This window comes from Zobellia laminariae (assembly GCF_030553095.1).
In the GTDB taxonomy this organism is placed as follows: Bacteria; Bacteroidota; Bacteroidia; order Flavobacteriales; family Flavobacteriaceae; genus Zobellia; species Zobellia laminariae.
Genome location: NZ_CP130738.1, coordinates 4,664,195 through 4,681,756, shown reverse-complemented (window position 1 = coordinate 4,681,756; position 17,562 = coordinate 4,664,195). Strand labels below are relative to the sequence as shown.

The 17,562-nt window shown below is 35.8% G+C and carries 14 protein-coding genes and 1 pseudogene; 11 read left to right on the top strand and 4 right to left on the bottom strand.

What is annotated here, in order from left to right:
- The first annotated feature begins 3 nt into the window (after window positions 1-3).
- The 5 genes from Q5W13_RS22625 to Q5W13_RS22605 all read left to right on the top strand — a co-directional run bounded on the left by Q5W13_RS22625 (window position 4) and on the right by Q5W13_RS22605 (window position 4,530).
- Window positions 4-1,290, top strand: coding sequence for an outer membrane protein assembly factor BamB family protein (locus Q5W13_RS22625; RefSeq protein ID WP_304444623.1), 1,287 nt, complete (start codon window positions 4-6; stop codon window positions 1,288-1,290).
- A gap of 214 nt (window positions 1,291-1,504) precedes the next feature.
- Window positions 1,505-2,101, top strand: coding sequence for a porin family protein (locus Q5W13_RS22620; RefSeq protein ID WP_304444622.1), 597 nt, complete (start codon window positions 1,505-1,507; stop codon window positions 2,099-2,101).
- Between the two features lie 343 nt (window positions 2,102-2,444).
- A complete protein-coding gene (locus Q5W13_RS22615; RefSeq protein WP_304444621.1) occupies window positions 2,445-2,798 on the top strand; it encodes a tellurite resistance TerB family protein in 354 nt (117 codons plus the stop codon).
- Window positions 2,799-2,816: 18 nt separating this feature from the next.
- The gene (locus Q5W13_RS22610; RefSeq protein ID WP_304444620.1) at window positions 2,817-3,170 is read left to right on the top strand and encodes a tellurite resistance TerB family protein; all 354 of its coding nucleotides are present in this window, start codon (window positions 2,817-2,819) and stop codon (window positions 3,168-3,170) included.
- 355 nt (window positions 3,171-3,525) lie between these two features.
- Window positions 3,526-4,530, top strand: a complete 1,005-nt coding sequence (locus tag Q5W13_RS22605; protein WP_304444619.1) for a sugar kinase — start codon at window positions 3,526-3,528, stop codon at window positions 4,528-4,530.
- Between the two features lie 62 nt (window positions 4,531-4,592).
- On the opposite strand, the gene Q5W13_RS22600 is transcribed toward Q5W13_RS22605, so the two are convergent.
- The 4 genes and pseudogenes from Q5W13_RS22600 to Q5W13_RS22585 form a co-directional block, all read right to left on the bottom strand.
- Window positions 4,593-5,852 (bottom strand): TlpA family protein disulfide reductase, encoded by a 1,260-nt coding sequence (locus Q5W13_RS22600; protein WP_304444618.1) that lies wholly within the window; start codon window positions 5,850-5,852, stop codon window positions 4,593-4,595.
- A 129-nt stretch (window positions 5,853-5,981) separates the two neighbouring features.
- Window positions 5,982-7,511 carry a Dabb family protein gene (locus tag Q5W13_RS22595; RefSeq protein ID WP_304444617.1) on the bottom strand — a complete coding sequence of 510 codons (1,530 nt, stop codon included), beginning with the start codon at window positions 7,509-7,511 and terminating at the stop codon, window positions 5,982-5,984.
- 28 nt (window positions 7,512-7,539) lie between these two features.
- Window positions 7,540-8,031 (bottom strand): annotated as a pseudogene (locus tag Q5W13_RS22590) (GlcG/HbpS family heme-binding protein).
- Window positions 8,032-8,113: 82 nt separating this feature from the next.
- A complete protein-coding gene (locus tag Q5W13_RS22585; RefSeq protein WP_304444616.1) occupies window positions 8,114-8,695 on the bottom strand; it encodes a Crp/Fnr family transcriptional regulator in 582 nt (193 codons plus the stop codon).
- Window positions 8,696-9,053: 358 nt separating this feature from the next.
- Between Q5W13_RS22585 and Q5W13_RS22580 the strand changes: the two genes are divergently transcribed.
- The 6 genes from Q5W13_RS22580 to Q5W13_RS22555 are packed head-to-tail and all read left to right on the top strand — an operon-like array spanning window position 9,054 to window position 17,542.
- A complete protein-coding gene (locus Q5W13_RS22580; protein WP_304444615.1) occupies window positions 9,054-14,675 on the top strand; it encodes a fibronectin type III domain-containing protein in 5,622 nt (1,873 codons plus the stop codon).
- The gene (locus Q5W13_RS22575; RefSeq protein ID WP_304444614.1) at window positions 14,648-15,520 is read left to right on the top strand and encodes a hypothetical protein; all 873 of its coding nucleotides are present in this window, start codon (window positions 14,648-14,650) and stop codon (window positions 15,518-15,520) included. Before Q5W13_RS22580 ends, Q5W13_RS22575 begins: the two co-directional genes overlap by 28 nt.
- Complete coding sequence (locus Q5W13_RS22570; protein ID WP_304444613.1) at window positions 15,501-16,073, top strand: SprB repeat-containing protein; 573 nt, start codon at window positions 15,501-15,503, stop codon at window positions 16,071-16,073. The genes Q5W13_RS22575 and Q5W13_RS22570 overlap by 20 nt, the downstream gene beginning before the upstream one ends.
- Window positions 16,048-16,830, top strand: coding sequence for a T9SS type A sorting domain-containing protein (locus Q5W13_RS22565; RefSeq protein WP_304444612.1), 783 nt, complete (start codon window positions 16,048-16,050; stop codon window positions 16,828-16,830). Before Q5W13_RS22570 ends, Q5W13_RS22565 begins: the two co-directional genes overlap by 26 nt.
- Window positions 16,831-16,838: 8 nt before the next feature.
- The gene (locus Q5W13_RS22560) at window positions 16,839-17,243 is read left to right on the top strand and encodes a hypothetical protein (RefSeq protein ID WP_304444611.1); all 405 of its coding nucleotides are present in this window, start codon (window positions 16,839-16,841) and stop codon (window positions 17,241-17,243) included.
- Between the two features lie 11 nt (window positions 17,244-17,254).
- The gene (locus tag Q5W13_RS22555) at window positions 17,255-17,542 is read left to right on the top strand and encodes a hypothetical protein (protein ID WP_304444610.1); all 288 of its coding nucleotides are present in this window, start codon (window positions 17,255-17,257) and stop codon (window positions 17,540-17,542) included.
- The last annotated feature ends 20 nt before the right edge of the window (window positions 17,543-17,562 follow it).

Below are 17,562 nucleotides of genomic sequence, written 5' to 3'. Positions count from 1 at the left end.
ACAATGAAAAAACGACAAATAATTAATTACTTTTTTCTATCGCTCTTTACCATTGTTATGGCCAGTTGCTCTAAAGATGATGGGGTAGAACTCAATGAAAACGGGGAAGTGATTCATCCGGAAAAAGGCGGACAAATCGTATCGGGAGATCCAGCACTCAATAATTTTATTATAGCCGCAAAAGATGAAACTATTTATACGGTTGATGCCCAAACCGGCGAAGAAACCGTGATTTATGCTTTTCCGGACCTTACGGACTTTATGGGGCCATCGGATTATAACAAGGGTACTATTTACGTAACATCCGATGATAATTCAATAAATGCGCTAAGCGTAGCCGACAGGCGTTTTTTATGGGACCGGTACATACTAGAATTTGATTTTGGCAGTATGGGGGCGACCCGGCCCATATGCATTGATGGTGTCTGTTATGCGTCTGGGGGATCAGGGGTAGTAGTTGCCGTAGATGAGGTTACCGGAACTTTAAAATGGTACTATACCACCGATCCCAATGGGAAATTGGACAATGTTTTAAACGTTAACAAAGCTCCTGTCGTTTATGGGGATAAGGTCTATGTGTTTTCGAACAAGGGCTATTTTTCCGGTGTAGCCTCCTACCTTCATATTTTGGATAAGGAAACAGGGCGTCTTATTCTAAAGCAAGAATTACCCTATGAACCATCAGGAGCCCCTGTATTCATAGAAAACACCATGTACTTGCCGGCCAAAAATCTATATGTTATGGATTTGGATACTATGAACACCCTTTGGATGTTGGAAGTCAATGCTGTTGGAACCCCGTTTATTTCAGGCGATAAATTGGTCGTGAACGCCATACCGTATGGGCAGAGTATCGGTTCGGTACTTTATTGTTTGGATAAAAACACCAAAAGTATTCTTTGGGAGGTAGAAACTGGGGTGAACAGTCTTTGGGCGCCCTTGATTATAGGGAACGTGGTCTTTAGCAATTACGATAAAGGCACAAGTTTTCCGGGCGCTACCAATGCAAAACTTTTTGCCCTAGACCTGCGAAACGGGGAACAATTATGGAAAAACGAAGATGTAACTGTAGATTTTAGCCCAGTATATGCCAATGGTATGTTGTTCACCCATGGACATGATATTTTGCGGAACAATAATGATCAGAACAGTGTGGGGCTGATGGCCATGGATGCCAATACGGGCGAGACCCTATGGCTCAACCCCTTGTTTAGGTTTGGTTCCCATATCGTGCCTTTGGTCGTTGCCGATAATGGAGTTTTCGGCCCTTCTTACTACAGGGGGAAGTAAGTAAAATTTAAAGTTTGGTTTGTTTCTAAGAGTCCTATTTCATTGAGATAGGACTCTTTATTTATAATTAAAAATTACGCTCTACTGGATTACCAGTAGAAAAAAATACAAAAAATGTGGTATTTCAAAAACCAAGGTCTTCAGATACCTTAGCACCATAAAATAACAGGAGTGTTTCGAGAACACGAACATCCATAAACTTAAAATTTATATTATGAAAAAATCGGTAAAAGTAATTATGGTCTTACTAATTATGTCTTTAAGTTTTTCAGCTAGCGCACAGATTTTTGGTGTAAAGGCAGGACTTGGTTTATCAAACATTACTTCCCCAGATGAGGTTGATAATAATTTTTTTGGAAGAGCTTTGGGTGTAAAACTTGGAGGAACTGTAGAATTTGATATTACAGATGATTTATACATAGGTTCCGGTTTGGGTTTTGCCAAGAAAGGGGCTTCTACAACGGGAGATACTTTTAATACCTTTTATTTAGAAATCCCTATTAGTGTACGGTATGATATTGTTGAATTAGGCGGGTCTGGCTATTTATATGCCCTGTCCGGTTTTAATATTGGTTATATGTTGGCAGCCAATAGAGGGGGGAATAAAGTAAATATTGGGACGGATCCTGTAGATGATTATTTTAAACCATTTGATTTAGGTTTGAATTTTGGTGTTGGAGTTATTTTTAATGAGAGAATTGAAATTGGTTTGGTTAGTGAATTTGGACTTGTAAATATTTATTCTAACGATTTATCTACACTCAGAAATTCTACTCTGTTAGTTTCTTTTGGTTATAAGTTTGGAATGTAAAACAGTTATAAAATAGCCCGGTCATAGGAAGATGGGTTAGTTTGTATCTAAGGGCTCCGTAGTTCTACGGAGCCTAAAATAAATTTTAGTTGGTTCAGTTGAAACCCATGTCAGATAATCGATGTGGGTTTTTTTACGTTCAATTCATTATTAGAATAATCTCTTGCAATTCTACTTTTCTTTATGTTAAAATAAGTTAGCCTTATTATAATGTAGGAAAGTTTTTATAGAATCAACTCAAGTAATTGGTTTTACAAGGTCTTTTAAACTTTAACATAGGATTTAATAAGATTAGTGATTGTTAAACCAGATACACTCTCAGAGAATTTACTATCTTCCCACTATGAAGGCTAAGAAGCAACAATTTACATCGGAAGAAAAAATAGCTTTTACCTTGGCAGAAAAACTAGCCATCGTACATGTTATAAACTCTGTGATATTGGCAGATGGCCATGTTCATGATAGAGAAATCACTGCCCTAACGCAACTGATGAAGGAAATAGATTTTGATAGCAACTTTATAATGCAAGCTCGCAATATTGATGGCGAACAAGCTATATCCATTTTAAAGAAAATGACTCCCGAGAATAAAAAAAATCTAGAATCAATTTTAGAGAGGACCGCAATTTCCGATGGTTTTAAACACACTAAGGAATCCAGTTTAATGGCCTATATTTTTGAATCTATGAACAAGTGATATTGATACAAGAAGACTATGAAAACTAAAAATTTAGAAAAAGTACAATTTGAAGAGTTAGAGAAAAAGGCTATTTACGTCATGACCAATCAGGTTGTCTTGGCTGATGGCACCGTACATCCTAATGAGCTTGAAGCAATGAAAAAACTTCAGGAAGATATAGGTATGAGCTCAAATTTAGTGAGCGAAGCTCAAAGCACAACAGTAGAGGAAGCTTTAGTTTCCCTTCATAACATGACTTTTCCTAAAAAGAAAGTATTAGCAAAAATTCTTGAAGACATGGCTGTTTCTGACAATCATTTGCATGAGAAAGAAATGCACTTAATTATCCAGACTTTTAAGAATATTGGTATAGGTGGAGAGACGGAGTAATTATAGGAACTACTTTTTCTGTAAATTAACGCCTATTATTAGCTAGAAAATTTTAGGTCAACAGTAAGCTGTCTTACCTCCGTCTGCTCTAGTTCTATTCTTGTATAATTGGTTTGTTTTTACTGTTTTAAAAAAGAGTATTACTAACATTACAGATTACGGTTCTTCAAGATTTTTATTTTAGTATGCCCTATGTTTAATATTGAAAATTCAAAAATAAATTCAGGTTATCTTTCTAGAAATTCTGGAATATAATCAGATGAATCATTTCTTTTACAAAGAATCTTTCAAATCTTTCACAAATTAGAATTTCTTGTTTCTTTAACAATAGGTAATTTAGTCTCAAAATTATGGTATGGGTCAGATTATAACATTTGGTGAAGTTTTAATGCGTATTTCTCCAAGAGGAAACAAAAAATTTATTCAATCTAACATTGTTGAATTCTATTTTGGAGGTACAGAGTTAAATGTAGGTATTTCAATATCTAATTTTGGTGGAGATGTAAAGCATATAAGTGCTGTTTCTGAAGACTTTATTGGAGATACGGCAATAGCCTACATTCGTCAATTTGGTATGGATACCTCTTCAATAGTAACCTCAAAACGACCTTTAGGCGTTTATTTTTTAGAAGTTGGGGCCGTAATTAGACCTAGTATGATTTCTTACAACAGGTCTCACTCAGCGTTTTCCGAAATAGGACCAGAAAAAGTAAACTGGGAAAAAGCACTTGAAAAAGGGGAGTGGATGCATTGGACCGGAATTACACCGGCCTTATCGCAAGGTGCTTTTGATACCCTTAAAGAAGGATTAAAATTAGCAAGGGAAAAAGGAATGGCCGTTTCCGCAGACCCAACCTACCGTAGCGATTTATGGAAATACGGACAAGACCCTAAAGAAGCATTATCAGAATTACTACATTATTCCACTATTTTTATAGGAGGTGTCAACGAAATAAATGAGGTGCTAGGTACCAGTTTTGGTTATAGCAATGACGATTTTATTGCAGCCAGTAAACAATTAATGGCAGCTTTCCCTACCATTGAAAAAGTGTTCGATAAAATTAGAACTTCATTAAACTCTTCTTGGCACAAAATAAGAGCTAGAATGTGGAACGGTGTTGATTTTAGGGAGACAGAAGATCTTGATATTACTCATGTTGTGGATAGAATAGGAACGGGAGATGCTTTTGCCGCAGGTCTAATTTATGGTCTACAGCATTTTGATGACTACAAGGCTATGGAGTTTGGAAGTGCTGCATGCGCTCTAAAACACACTTATGAGGGCGATGTTAATTTAGCTACGGTAAAAGAAGTAAACAGTATACTAGACGGTAATATCACAGGACGCTTGGTTAGGTAATAAATACGTATAATTACCTTTTTTTGAGTTAAATATGAGAAATTATAATACTAGCAATAGTATTAATTTTCCATATAATTTTTTACCCAATTAACTAAAGCTTCTCCGTGAACGTTTTTAGCCAAAACCACGCCATTGTCATCCAATATAAAATTGGCGGGAATGGTCCTTACACGAATCCTTTTTAAGAAAGGAGTATCATCTCCTTGCAAATGAGAAGCTTGCGGCCAGCGATTTGCGCCATCTCGTTCTGCAGCCGCTTTCCAAGCAGGCTCATTACTTTCTAGACCATAAGCAACAATTTGTAAACCTTTATCATGATAAGTTTCCCAAATTGGTACAAGAATTTCTCGGTTTTCTACTCGGCAAGGAGCGCACCAAGATGCCCATAAGTCTATAATAGTAAGTTTGTCTCCTAATTGCGCTTTAAGAGATAATGTGTCCTTTGTAATCATAGGCAACTTAGAATCGGGGAACACATTGCCTACTAAAACTGGCAAGTTAGAAGGCTCACTTAGTTTGCAAAGTTGTTTTACCCAAGGGTGATTGGGTTGTTTTTTCTTCCATGTATCACATTGGCGAACCAAAAATTCTGGCACCCGTTCATAATCATTGGCTGTACTTACCCACCGTGTTGCCACTAATGCTGGCATAAGATACGGTGTACTATCCGCAAAATTTATTAGCTCCGTCTGGTATTGTAAGATAGCATGTTCTTTTTCCATTAATTGACTACCATCTTCTAATTCCCAATGCTTGCCAGCAAGATAAGATTGGTATGCTTTCTGGTTAATATCCTTTAAAGCTACTAGTGCTTTATTGACTTCTGAAGGCTGTTCCATGGAGAAGCTTTTTTGAAACGTATCTACTTTGGAACTAATTTTCAGGGGATTACCGGATTGCCAGACAATTGGCATGAAGTTGGCCTTAGTTTGATTGTCCGTTTGTAAGTAATTAGGGTTCTTTCTGGGTAGCGCGATGGCTATTTCTAATAATACAGCTTCTTTAGTATTTGGGACATTTTGAAACTCAAAGGTGCCATCAGGATTCACTACGGTAGAATCTATGACTTTTCCAAAAAAGGATGCCGCTACATCCCTTAGGTTTTCAGGTTGGAGCAAATACATCTTTACGCCCTCTTTTTTTGCCCCTTCTAACTTCCCAGATATATAAGCTGGAGAGTTACAAGATGTTGCCAATAAGGTTATTAAAACAAAGTAAATAGTCTTTCTTATAGAAAAGATAGTTGTATTTAAATCAATGCTATAGCCTTGTAAATGAGGAGTAGTGGGGGTAGGGATATTATGTTTTTGAACGAACACAGGACCGTTTTTTTTGTTTCAATTTTGAGATTGAATAAAAATACGCAAACCTTTTGATTAAGCCTTATGTCCGTTTTCTTTATAAATTGATGTGGATTATAGTTTTAGATTGTTTGCTTTTCTTTAAAATTAGTTGGCTGTTGTCCAATAATCCATCACAAAAACATCTTCTATTATTGGGCCTACTTTATTTACCAAATCCAAATGAGCCTTATGAAATAGGTAAACTTCTCTACTATTTTCATCATTGAACGTTATAGTGAACGTATGCGTAAAACCTTTGCTTGCACCTTCTTCGCTATCGTTTATTCCCCATTCAATATTTGTGATTTCCGGAATTTCATTCTTAAGGTTTACAAAAGCCTCTTCTGCCTCATGAACTTGTTGCTCTGTGGCGTCTGCTTTATATTTAAGATTTACAATGTGCCTTAAAACCTTTCCATTTCTATCTACTTTAGGAGCTATTTTATAGGTTGCAACTTTATTTAAATCGAATCTATTAGAGCCTGCAATAAGAAAATTATCTTCTCCTATTCTATGAGATTTTAAGCCGTAATAAATAGAAAAACCTGTTTCTAAATAATTTATCGGGCTTAGAATTCCCTTTTCATTTAATTTACATAGTTGAATACTGGCGTCATCTCTTGTGCCCACAGCTAAAATAGCTTCGTTGTTATTTGTAGAAACGACTTCAATTCTGGTTTGTCCCGCTAGCCTAGTATTTTCATCATCTTTTAAAACAAAGTGTGGAACTAAAGCTCCTTTTTTATTGACTTTAAAAACACTTACCCCATCGCCATGATACACAAAATCCTTCCTTTTTATAAAATTTGTTGTGGGGTCATAATACTTATGATGTCTGTGACCAACAATAACATATCTATGGTCTCCTAGAGTAACTCCGGTTACAGGATACGCTCCGGTTAAGTATCTATCTGTTGTATTATCGCTTATATTATTAATGTTCTTAAACGTTCCATTTTCGTAAACTCTAAAACTACTTACGCCATTGTCTTGAAAACCACCTGTATATAAAAAGGTCTTCCCTTTAAAGTTGTGGGTAAACATGCCTATAATACCATCGGTATGTATTTTGTCATCATCTTTCATAGATTGAACATGGTTGAGTTTTCCATCAGCTTCAATTTTAAAAGAACTTAATCCCGGGGTGTTTTCTAAGCCACCAACAAAGAGATATGATGCTTGTTTCATATGAATTACTTGTAAAGTAATAGCAGTACCAAGATGTGTGTCTTCTGTATCTTCAACCAAAGAAACCCGTTCCAACGATCCATTGGCTAATATTTTAAAGGTTTCAATGGCATTACCATGTTTGTTACCTACAAAGAGAAAGTCTGTACCATTAATATTATCGGCAACCATTCCTCTGGCAGGACCTTTCTTTTTATAAAGCTCATGGTTGCTTATTGGAGTTAGCTTTCCTTCTTTGTCTAAGCTGTACACATCTATATTTCCTACACCTCCGGCAAAAACAAAATGAGACCCATTTTTTTTATAACTGGTAACAGAAACTGTATTTTTTCCAGATATATTTTTGAAGTCTTTTCGGTAAAGCATTAGTTCATCCGAAACCTGAGCCAGACATATTTTGGATAAAAATAATATGCTAATTAGAAGGAAACCTTTTATACTATTCATAATTTTAATCTTCTTTGAATTCAATAAATTAATCTATAATTGATGCTGCTCCTACGGTGGCAATAGTCCGGTCCTCTTCTATAGTTCCACCGCTAACACCAATGGCCCCTATGATTTTCCCCTCTTTATTCTTGATAGGAATACCACCATGGAAAGTTACTAAACCTCCATTAGAATGTTCAATGTTATAAATAATGCCTCCTTATTGTGTTAGTTCGCCCAGCTCTCCGGTATCAATATTAAAGTACCTCGCTGTTTTGGCCTTTTTAATGGCTACATCAATACTGCCTAAAAAAGACTCATCCATTCGTATAAATGCCTTTAGGTTGGCGCCAGCATCTACTACGGCAATGTTTACTAATACGTTTGAATCCTCAGCTTTTTTCTTTGCTGCCAATAAGGCTTTAAAAGCTTCATCATGTGTTATGTCAGTAGTGCTTTGTGCATTTGCCTTGTTAGATAGCAGTACCGTTAAAGTAAGTGCAATAACGCAAAATTTTACTTGGGTAAGTAAAGTCATAATTCTCTTTTATAATTTTATTGTGCAAAAATTATAAACTAGGGCGAGAAAATAGTTGAACAAGTTCAACTAAACGAAAGTTTTATTGAATTTGTAATTGCTTTTTAATCTTACTCAAAAACTCATGAGTAATACCTAAATAGCTTGAGGTTTGCCTATCTGTAAGCTTAGAAGCAATCTCAGGATAACTCCCAATAAAATGAGCATATCGCTCTTTTGCCGTTAAGCTATGGTTTCTTACAAGCCTACGCTGCCATGCAACTATAGATTTTTGAAACATAACCCTAAAGAGTTTTTCTGCTATTGGGATTGATTCATATAGGGTTAATTTATCTTTTTGAGAGATAAGAAGTACTTTGCTATCTTCTAGAGCCTGTATGTTTAAGTCTGATGGTTTGTGATTCATAAAACTATCAATATCCATAAGCCACCAATTTTTAGCAGCAAAGTATAAGGTGTTCTCGTTTCCGTTTTTGTCTATTGTGAAAATTCTAAAACACCCATCTAAAACAAATCCTTCCCATTTACAGACCTCACCTTGTTCTAATAGAAATGTTTTTTTGGTTATAGTTCTTTGCTGAAAGTATGCACAAAACTCCTCTTGTTGTGTTTTAGAAAATTGGCCATCTTCATCTATGTTCTCTATTAATAAGTCGTTTATCATTAATTTTCTTGTTCAGCTAAAAACCCAAATGTTTTACAACTTTATAAAAATACACAAACCTTTTGATTATGCTCCAAGCCTATCTTTTTTATGGGTATTACACGTTCCTTCGTTGGTATCTCATGAACACTATTTAAAAATAATTTTAATACTTTCTATTCCATATGATAAGGTCATCTTTTAAAATTTTACAAAAATATTGAACAAGTATAGATCATTAACCTTGACAAAGGTTTTTGGAGCAATATAACCTTATAACGAAAACAAGAATTAACATAAAATATAAAGAAATCAAATACGTTAGAAACAGACTATAGTATCTAACCTTCGGTCTAACCAGCCAACATTCCTTTATTTTATGAAAAAGCTTGTCATCTTTCTTTTTTTAGTTCTGACCAGTTCTTATTTTTCAAATGCACAGTGTACGGATGTACAAGCACCATATTTGGAATCTTTTGAATCAGGGAGTGTGCTCAATCCATGCTGGACAGCAATTATTGAAAATCCGAACATATTTACCAAAATTGAAATATTAGAGGAATATCGTTTCTCTCGTTCTAAGAGCTGGGGAGAATTGGTTTATCACGATTTAAAACCAATTACAGGAAATCAGTTTTTTAGGTTCGCTAATCAACAATCAAACGGTACTTATTATAACAACTATTTTGTAACTCCAAGAATAATAGATTTAGATAATACCAAAAGAGTACGATTTAAGCTTGTAGGAAAACCTTCTTCAGGCTATAATAAATCGTTTAGCAGTTCTAATGTTGTGGTCGGCACAATGTCAAACCCAAATGACCAAAGTACTTTTTCCCCTCTAGATACTATACCGGCAAAAGAGATAGCCGTATTTAAAGATTCTAATAGAAAAACATTTGATTGGAAAGAACATACTATCTATTTAGAAAATTTTACGGGAACAGATCAATATATTGCCTTGAAACACGAAGATGGTGGTTTTGAAGATAACATGTTTTTAGAAGATTTTCAATATGAGCAAATACCCAACTGCACAGAACCTTTATACCCTAAAACTACGGAAACCACCTATAACACAGCAAGTATTGAATGGGAGACATATGAATATTCAACTTCAAATTCTTATGAGATTGAATATGGCCTTCAAGGATTTGCGTTAGGAACCGGAACACAAATAGTAGTAAATAGCACAGAAGCTATTTTAAGTAATCTGTCTAATGATGATACCACGTATGAGTTTTACGTACGGTCTGTTTGTGGAGTAATGAAAAGTGAATGGTCAGTAAAAACTTCTTTTAAAACATCCTGTTATGGAGTGTCAATTGGATACACTGAAAATTTTGATTCATACAGCAAAGGCTTTGTAGATAATTGCTGGACAGCTATAATACCTCAGGTAGATCTTATTTTCTGGGATCATCACAGATATTTGTCAATTGAAAATCACGAAACTACAACCAATGAAACGGCCCATAGTGAACCAAACACTTTATTAATGTGGAACGTTCCGTCACACGATGTTTACAATGATGACGTTGCCGATCATATTATTTTAGTAAGTCCAAGATTACTTGATTTTGATAATTATAAGAAGGTGAGTTTTTGGGTTAAAGAAAAATATACGGGATCTTCAGGTCGGTTAAAGGAAATTATGGTTGGTACTCTCTCAGACCCTAATGATCAAAGCACTTTTGAACCTTTTCAGGCCATTACTGATCTTGCTGAACAAGATAGAGCTTGGACACGTTATACTGTTGATTTCAGTGATTATTACGGCACTAATGAATATGTTGGAATTAAGCAAGGCACAACTAATGGAAATCAAGAACTATATTTTGATGACTTTGAATATTCTAGTAATACGTGTATTACACCAACCGCAGTTAATCTTTCCTTAGTTGATGATTCAAGCGTCAATTTATTATGGCAAGACAACAATTCAACTACCCCTGCTGAAAGTTGGGAAATTGAATACGGTGTAACTGGTTTTCAACAGGGTACAGGAACTATCACAAATGTTACTTCAAATCCATATACTTTAAGTGGTTTAGAACAAGCTACAACATATGATGTTTACGTACGAGGAAATTGTGGTGCTGTAGACGGATTCAGTGATTGGAGCGAAATTTTTACTTTTAGGACAACGTGTAGTATTACATCCGGGTATTTTCAGGGGTTCGAAAATCAAGACAACAATGGTTTTGATGATTCTGATTGTTGGACTTTTAACGGTCATAAAAACTTTGCAGATGTTGTTATTGAACCCTATGAAGATGAGATGACAACAGTAAGTTCATTGGCTGCCCATAATAATCAAGTAAGTACATTATTGGTTACGCCTTTTTTGGCTGATATGGACCAAAACAAAATTATCAAATTCAAATTACGAGATGATTTTGCACCACAAGGAGTAATTACAGGACTTGTTGTTGGAACCATGTCAAATCCGCTTGATGAGGCTTCTTTCACTCCTTATCAAACCATTCCTTATACAGAAATAAATTCTACATTATTTACAGAATTTTTAGTTGATTTTGCATCCTACACTGGATCGGACAACTATATTGCCTTTAGAGCAGAAAACAGTTTGCAACAAGCAGATTATCTACATTTTGATGATTTTCAATATATAGATAAGTCAACCAATTGTATATCACCTTATCAAATAACTAAAGAAGAACCTACCGCAACTGAAGTTCAAATCAATTGGAAAACTTATGATAGTAGTTATTCAGGTTATGAACTTGAAATAGGATTGGAAAACTTTACAAAAGGTTCAGGTACCGTGTATAACACCTCAGATTTGGGTTTTAAATTCAGTGGCTTAGAACCTAACACTTATTATCATTACTACATAAGAACCGAATGTTCATCAGGAAGTTATAGCGATTGGTCAGGTCCCTTTAAATTCAGAACATTGAATGATGTAACACTTTCCCTACCATGGATTGAAAACTTCGATAGCCTACCCGAATTAGGCTGGGAATTATTGCCAAATGGTTTTACAGGGTACACAGATGATAAATGGATATCTCATAATGGTCAATATTTAGACTACGGCCATGCCATGTATCCACATCATTCAAGTACAGGAAGTAATTACATCTATATGGATTCTGACTATCCAAGTTGGTTGATTACGCCCTCTTTCAATCTTGAAAAAGACAAAAAATATATGTTTTTGTATGATTACATCAATACTGCAGTTGTTGAAGATATTGAACTGTATTGCGGTTTAGGCAAAAACATATCTGATATGCAAACTTTACTTGATGTTGAGTATACTTACCCGTATTCAGGATTACCAGACCCATATCACTTTACGGTTACCAGTATATTGGAACCTAGCGTATCCGCAGAACATACATTTGGTATTTATATTGAAGACGACACTTCTCAACAACAAAGTAATAATGTCCTTGATAGAGCAAAAGTATCGTTCGACAGATTTCAATTAATTGACAATATAGCTGTACCTATTAGTGAAAACCTAATGGAGGATTTACAAGGGGAATCACTTAATAATGTGGGTTTTGACTTAGCAGAAAACGCACTTCTTCAAATCAGAAATGATAGCAAAGATAAACGTGAATTCTTAATGCATAGTAAAAATGAAGATGCATGGGTTTCGGGAGAAAGACAAGCGTTGTTTGATTTGAACCCAAGCTATATCTCTGAAATATCTTATAAAATGGATATTACTTACGGATCTAAATCTAAGTTCAAATTCAAATGGAGGCAACGTGGCGAATCATATTATAGAATTCTTATAAATGACCAACAACTGGGTTATGTAGGTTCAGGCACACCTAACTATGAATTTAGCAAGAATATTGACCTTGAGGCTTATGTTGGTCAATTGGTAGACATAAAAATTCAAGTAATAAACAGCAATGATAAATCATATATAAGAAACCCGGTAAATGGACATTATTTTTCCGATTTTGAATTTATCATTGCAGAACCACTTCCTTTAACTACTCCTGCAGCTTTAAGTATTTGTGACGACGGCGCTGATGGGGTTGAAATTTTTGATTTGACGACCGTAGAAACTGAATTGTTGGAGGGTTATAATCGAAATTATATTACGGTTAGTTATTATCTAACCGAGCTGGATTCTAAAACGAAGAGTAATGCAGTTGACCCATTATTTTTCGAGAATACAAGTAGTCCGCAAACAATTTATGTACTAGCAGAGCGCAGTACCGATGGGGCAAGAGGAACAGCTATGATTACTGTTGAATTAAAAGATGAGGCCGAATGCATTAGTGATATGGATGGCGATGGCGATGGTATTAAAGATATAGAGGACTCTCTACCGAATGACCCTTGCTTACCACTACAAAATAAAGACTATACCGGTTACGATGCCTTAAATATAGTATGGCAGAATAATGATTGTGACGGAGATACCATATCCAACGGAGATGAAGTTACCGCGGGAACAAATCCTTATTTCAATGAATCACTTTATACAGATTCTACATACCCTGATGCTTTTGGTGAGCAACGTATAGAAACTAATGATGGAGGAGCAAGAGCTATCGCCACCAATGGTACTACTGTAGTGGCAGGAATAAGAAATGCTACAGGTAGTAAAGTTGAAATATATGCCAAAAACGCAAGTGGAGTTTGGAAAAAGAATCAAGAACTAACATCTCCAAAAACAACGGGTACCACAAGATTTGGTCAAACCTTGGCCTTGTCTGAAAATACGCTAATTGTTTCTCAGCCTTATGATGACGAGAATCTACCAGATACCGTATTTATATACCAAAAAGATGCTAATGAAATTTGGGTAGAAACACAGCAAATTGAGGCCTCCAGTTTTTTCCTGTATGATGGTTTTGGTAGTGCTTTGGCTGTTTCGGGAAATACAATGGTGATAGCTGCAAACGGAATAGCACCAAGCGGAGCGGTTTATGTTTTTGAAAAAAACATGAGTAATGTTTGGGTAGAAACAGCAGAACTATATCCATCAGATGACCTTTTTGAGGGTGGTTTTGGAGAGTCGGTTGCTGTTTCAGGAAATCAAATTATAATAGGAGCATCCGGCAATGACGCTACGGGTGCGTTTATATTTGAAAAACAAAACAATTCTACTTGGCAAGAAATTCAAAAGCTAAGTGCTCCGGACGGGCAGAATTATACATATGCAAGAGATGTTGCCATTACTGAAAATAGAATTGTAATAGGTGACGTAGCGTATACAGACGATGTTTATGATAAAGGGGAAACCATTGTTTATGAAAAATCCTACAATGGGTTGTGGAGCGAAGTACAAACGTTAAAGGCAAGTAACGGATATAAAGAGGATTATTTTGGGGATGCCCTTACCATGAATGATAATAGAATAGTGGTAAACATGTCCGCAAATCAAACAGATACAGGATGGCTTTATGTATATCATAAATCTGGGGGTGAGTGGACTGAAACTCATATTTTAACAGACCCTGAAATTTCTACTTTGGATTTTGGTAATCATGTTGCCGTAGCGGAAGGTTTGATCGTAGCAACTTCTGGAGATTACGTTCACTTTTTTGAAGACGCCTCTATTGTTATTGATACCGATGGAGATGGGGTAGCGGATAGTGAAGACAATTATCCGAACAACCCTTGCTTGCCAAGTCAAATTGCAACGTATACTGCATACAACGTAGATAATGAAATCTGGGCAACATCAGATTGCGATAATGATACGGTTTCAAATGGAGAAGAAGTATTAAATGGTACAAATCCATATGATGCGGAAACCTCGGTAAGTGAATGTGCGGAAATAGTTTCATCGGATGGAGCTGCATCGGATTATTTTGGAAAGGTATTGGCAATGTCAGATGACGGAAATATTTTAGCAGTTTCAGCTTATTATGACGATGACCAGGAGATAACAGTGGGTCTGTCTATATCTTTAATAAAACAGCTGCGGGAGCATGGGAAGAAACCCAAAAACTTAATGCATCAGATGGCAGTGTGGATGATAATTTTGGATTCTCTCTGACTTTTGCTGGTGAGTCATTAGCTATCAGTACGTATCAACAGAATAATCGCACTGGAGCCGTTTATATTTATGATAAATCAGCAGCAGGTGATTGGCAAGAATCACAAAAGCTATTAGCATCGGACAGCGCCTTTTATAAACAATTTGGCTATGCAATTGCTGGAAAAGAAAACCAAATTGTAATTGGTGCACCAAATGACAATGAAAACGGTGCAAATGCAGGAGCAGCCTATATTTTTGAAAAGGGATTGGATGGTATATGGATGCAAACTAAAAAATTAGTAGCTTCTGATGTAGAAGCTTATGATTCCTTTGGAATTTCGGTATCTATTGCCACTAATATTGCGGTTGTTGGGTCTTTTTATGATGATGATGTATTGGACAATAGCGGTGCCGCCTATGTTTTTGATAAAACTAGTAATGGTAACTGGACGGAAGTTGCTAAACTGAAGGCGACGGACCCAAAAACGTACAGTGGTTATGCAGTTAGTGTTGCTAATACAGAAGCTGATATTATTGTTGGTGCAGCTTCCATAAATTCTAATTCAACAGACGTTGGAGCGGCGTATGTTTATAAAAAGTCAACTGATGGTTCATGGATATCAGCAGAAAAGCTAACTCCTGAAGATGGAATTGCCAAAGATAAGTTTGGTCTTCACGTGGCCATTAATGAAAACCGTATTGTTTGTGGTATTAGTGGAGATGATGATAACGGCCCATCAACAGGTTCTGTTCAATTGTTCTATAAATCCAGTAATGAAGATTGGATTGCTTATGAGAAACTATTAGCATGTGGTACTAACGGAATGTATGCCGCTTTTGGTAATGGCCTTAAGACTTGGTAAAAACTCTTTGGCAGCAGGAACAACTTTGTTTACCACAAATGGTTCTGCCTATGTTTTTGAGCTAGGGGATGTACCCATTGTAACGGAACCATTAGTGGTTCAGCTTATTCAAACTGCATCTTCTGGCTGCAGTGAATTAGGCGCCACGATAGAAGTAACTGCCACAGGAGGAATGGAACCGTACACTTATGCAATGTATGATGCCACTAACAATTCATTAATTGGGAGTGGCGTAACAAATGCGTTTGAAAATGTTCCCATGGGAACTTACTATGTTCAGGTAACAGATAGCAACTCAATTCAAGAGCGAAGTAATTCGGTTTCAATTACAGAATCAGAAGCGATTACGGCAACGGTTAAGGTGAATGACATATCCTGTGAAAACAATGATGACGGTTCAATTTCTATTGAGGCATCAGGAGGTATTGCGCCTTTGAAATATAGTATTGGAGACGGAGCGTTTTATTTTCAACCAAATTTTGAAAATCTTACTTCTGGCAATTACGATATAACCATTCAGGATGCTAATGGGTGTGCTTTTCATACGTCTTAGTATAGCTAAAGAGACCGGATGCTCAGATTTCAACTTGCCAGTAAACAATTTTACTATAGAAACCACAAGTGAATCTTGCGCATCTAGTAATAACGGAAGTATTGTTGTAAGCGCTTTAGAAACCCTTGATTATACAGCAACTTTAAGCGATGGAATGGTTAACGAATCTAAAGTTTTTAAAACCTTCACTAGTTTTAAAAACTTGCAAGCAGGATCTTATGATGTCTGTCTTACGGTTGCAGGTGAAGACGGTTTTGAAAAATGCTTTACGATACAAATTACGGAACCAGATACTTTAAAAGTAGACTCTAAGACAGATGCTACTGGTAAATTGGTTTCCTTGAGTCTTAAAGGTAGTTCTAGTTATTTTATCACTGTAAACGAAAAAGAATATTCCACCACAGAAAATGAAATAACGTTACCACTCTCTGAAACCGAAAATAACATCACGGTTAAAACGGACTTGGAATGCCAAGGTGTGTTTGAAAAAACCATAATGACTACTACGGAGCATGTATCCATTTTTCCAAACCCGGTTGAAAAAGGAGATGTAAGTATTTTTCTTCCAACGATTAACGCAGACCAAGAAATACTGATTACCATGTTCTCGCAAAGTGCCATACGTGTATTAGAGCAAATGAAAAAAGCGGATGGAAGAATTGTAAAAATTAATATGGATAATTTACCAACTGGGGTCTATACTATTATAGTTACTTCTGAGTCACAGAACAGCACACACAAAATCATTAAAAAATAAGAGTTTATATGAATTTAAAAATCTGTTTGTCATCGTTTATACTCTTGGGTTTTCTGTCTTCTTGTTCTTCAGATTCTTCAGATGATTTACCGGAAGCTGTGATTGAAGACCCTGTTTCGTCTTTGTTAGTTTTTCCTGAAAATCATACAGAATGTAATGAAGGTACAGTGGTAAGCGATACCCAAAGTAAAGTTACCTTTCTTTGGAATGCCTCAGAAAACACAGATTCTTACGAGCTTGTTTTAACGAAAGTTGAAACTAGTGAGGTTTCAAATTTTGATGTGATTGCTAATTCAAAAGAAATTAGCCTTGAAAGAGGCACAAGCTATGAATGGTACGTCATATCAAAATCTCTGGAAAGTCAAGAAACTGCTAAAAGCGAAACCTATGAATTTTTTAATGCCGCTCCATAATCGTAAATCATGTGCCTTTTTCTGCTGAAGCCATTACCCCTGAGAATAACTCAATCTTTACAGCTATTTCTGGAAAGATAACTCTTAATTGGGAGGCTACGGATATTGATAATGACATAAAGGATTATGAAGTTTTTTTTGGAGTGAATAAAGAAGAATTGGAAAGTAAAGGGGTGCAATCAGATTATAATATAGAAGTAGATGTAGTTTCTGGATTTACTTATTATTGGATGATTAAAACAAATGATGAAAATAACAACACATCAACATCAGAGTTATTCAGTTTTACTATTAATTAGTTATTTAGCTATAAATCAAC

Coding starts and splice junctions, on each gene's coding strand:
- Q5W13_RS22615 (WP_304444621.1), top strand. CDS start 2,445: ATGAAGGCTAAGAAGCAACAATTTACATCGGAAGAAAAAATAGCTTTT.
- Q5W13_RS22570 (WP_304444613.1), top strand. CDS start 15,501: ATGGCCTTAAGACTTGGTAAAAACTCTTTGGCAGCAGGAACAACTTTG.
- Q5W13_RS22580 (WP_304444615.1), top strand. CDS start 9,054: ATGAAAAAGCTTGTCATCTTTCTTTTTTTAGTTCTGACCAGTTCTTAT.
- Q5W13_RS22605 (WP_304444619.1), top strand. CDS start 3,526: ATGGGTCAGATTATAACATTTGGTGAAGTTTTAATGCGTATTTCTCCA.
- Q5W13_RS22560 (WP_304444611.1), top strand. CDS start 16,839: ATGAATTTAAAAATCTGTTTGTCATCGTTTATACTCTTGGGTTTTCTG.
- Q5W13_RS22625 (WP_304444623.1), top strand. CDS start 4: ATGAAAAAACGACAAATAATTAATTACTTTTTTCTATCGCTCTTTACC.
- Q5W13_RS22585 (WP_304444616.1), bottom strand. CDS start 8,695: ATGATAAACGACTTATTAATAGAGAACATAGATGAAGATGGCCAATTT.
- Q5W13_RS22595 (WP_304444617.1), bottom strand. CDS start 7,511: ATGAATAGTATAAAAGGTTTCCTTCTAATTAGCATATTATTTTTATCC.
- Q5W13_RS22620 (WP_304444622.1), top strand. CDS start 1,505: ATGAAAAAATCGGTAAAAGTAATTATGGTCTTACTAATTATGTCTTTA.
- Q5W13_RS22610 (WP_304444620.1), top strand. CDS start 2,817: ATGAAAACTAAAAATTTAGAAAAAGTACAATTTGAAGAGTTAGAGAAA.
- Q5W13_RS22565 (WP_304444612.1), top strand. CDS start 16,048: ATGGGTGTGCTTTTCATACGTCTTAGTATAGCTAAAGAGACCGGATGC.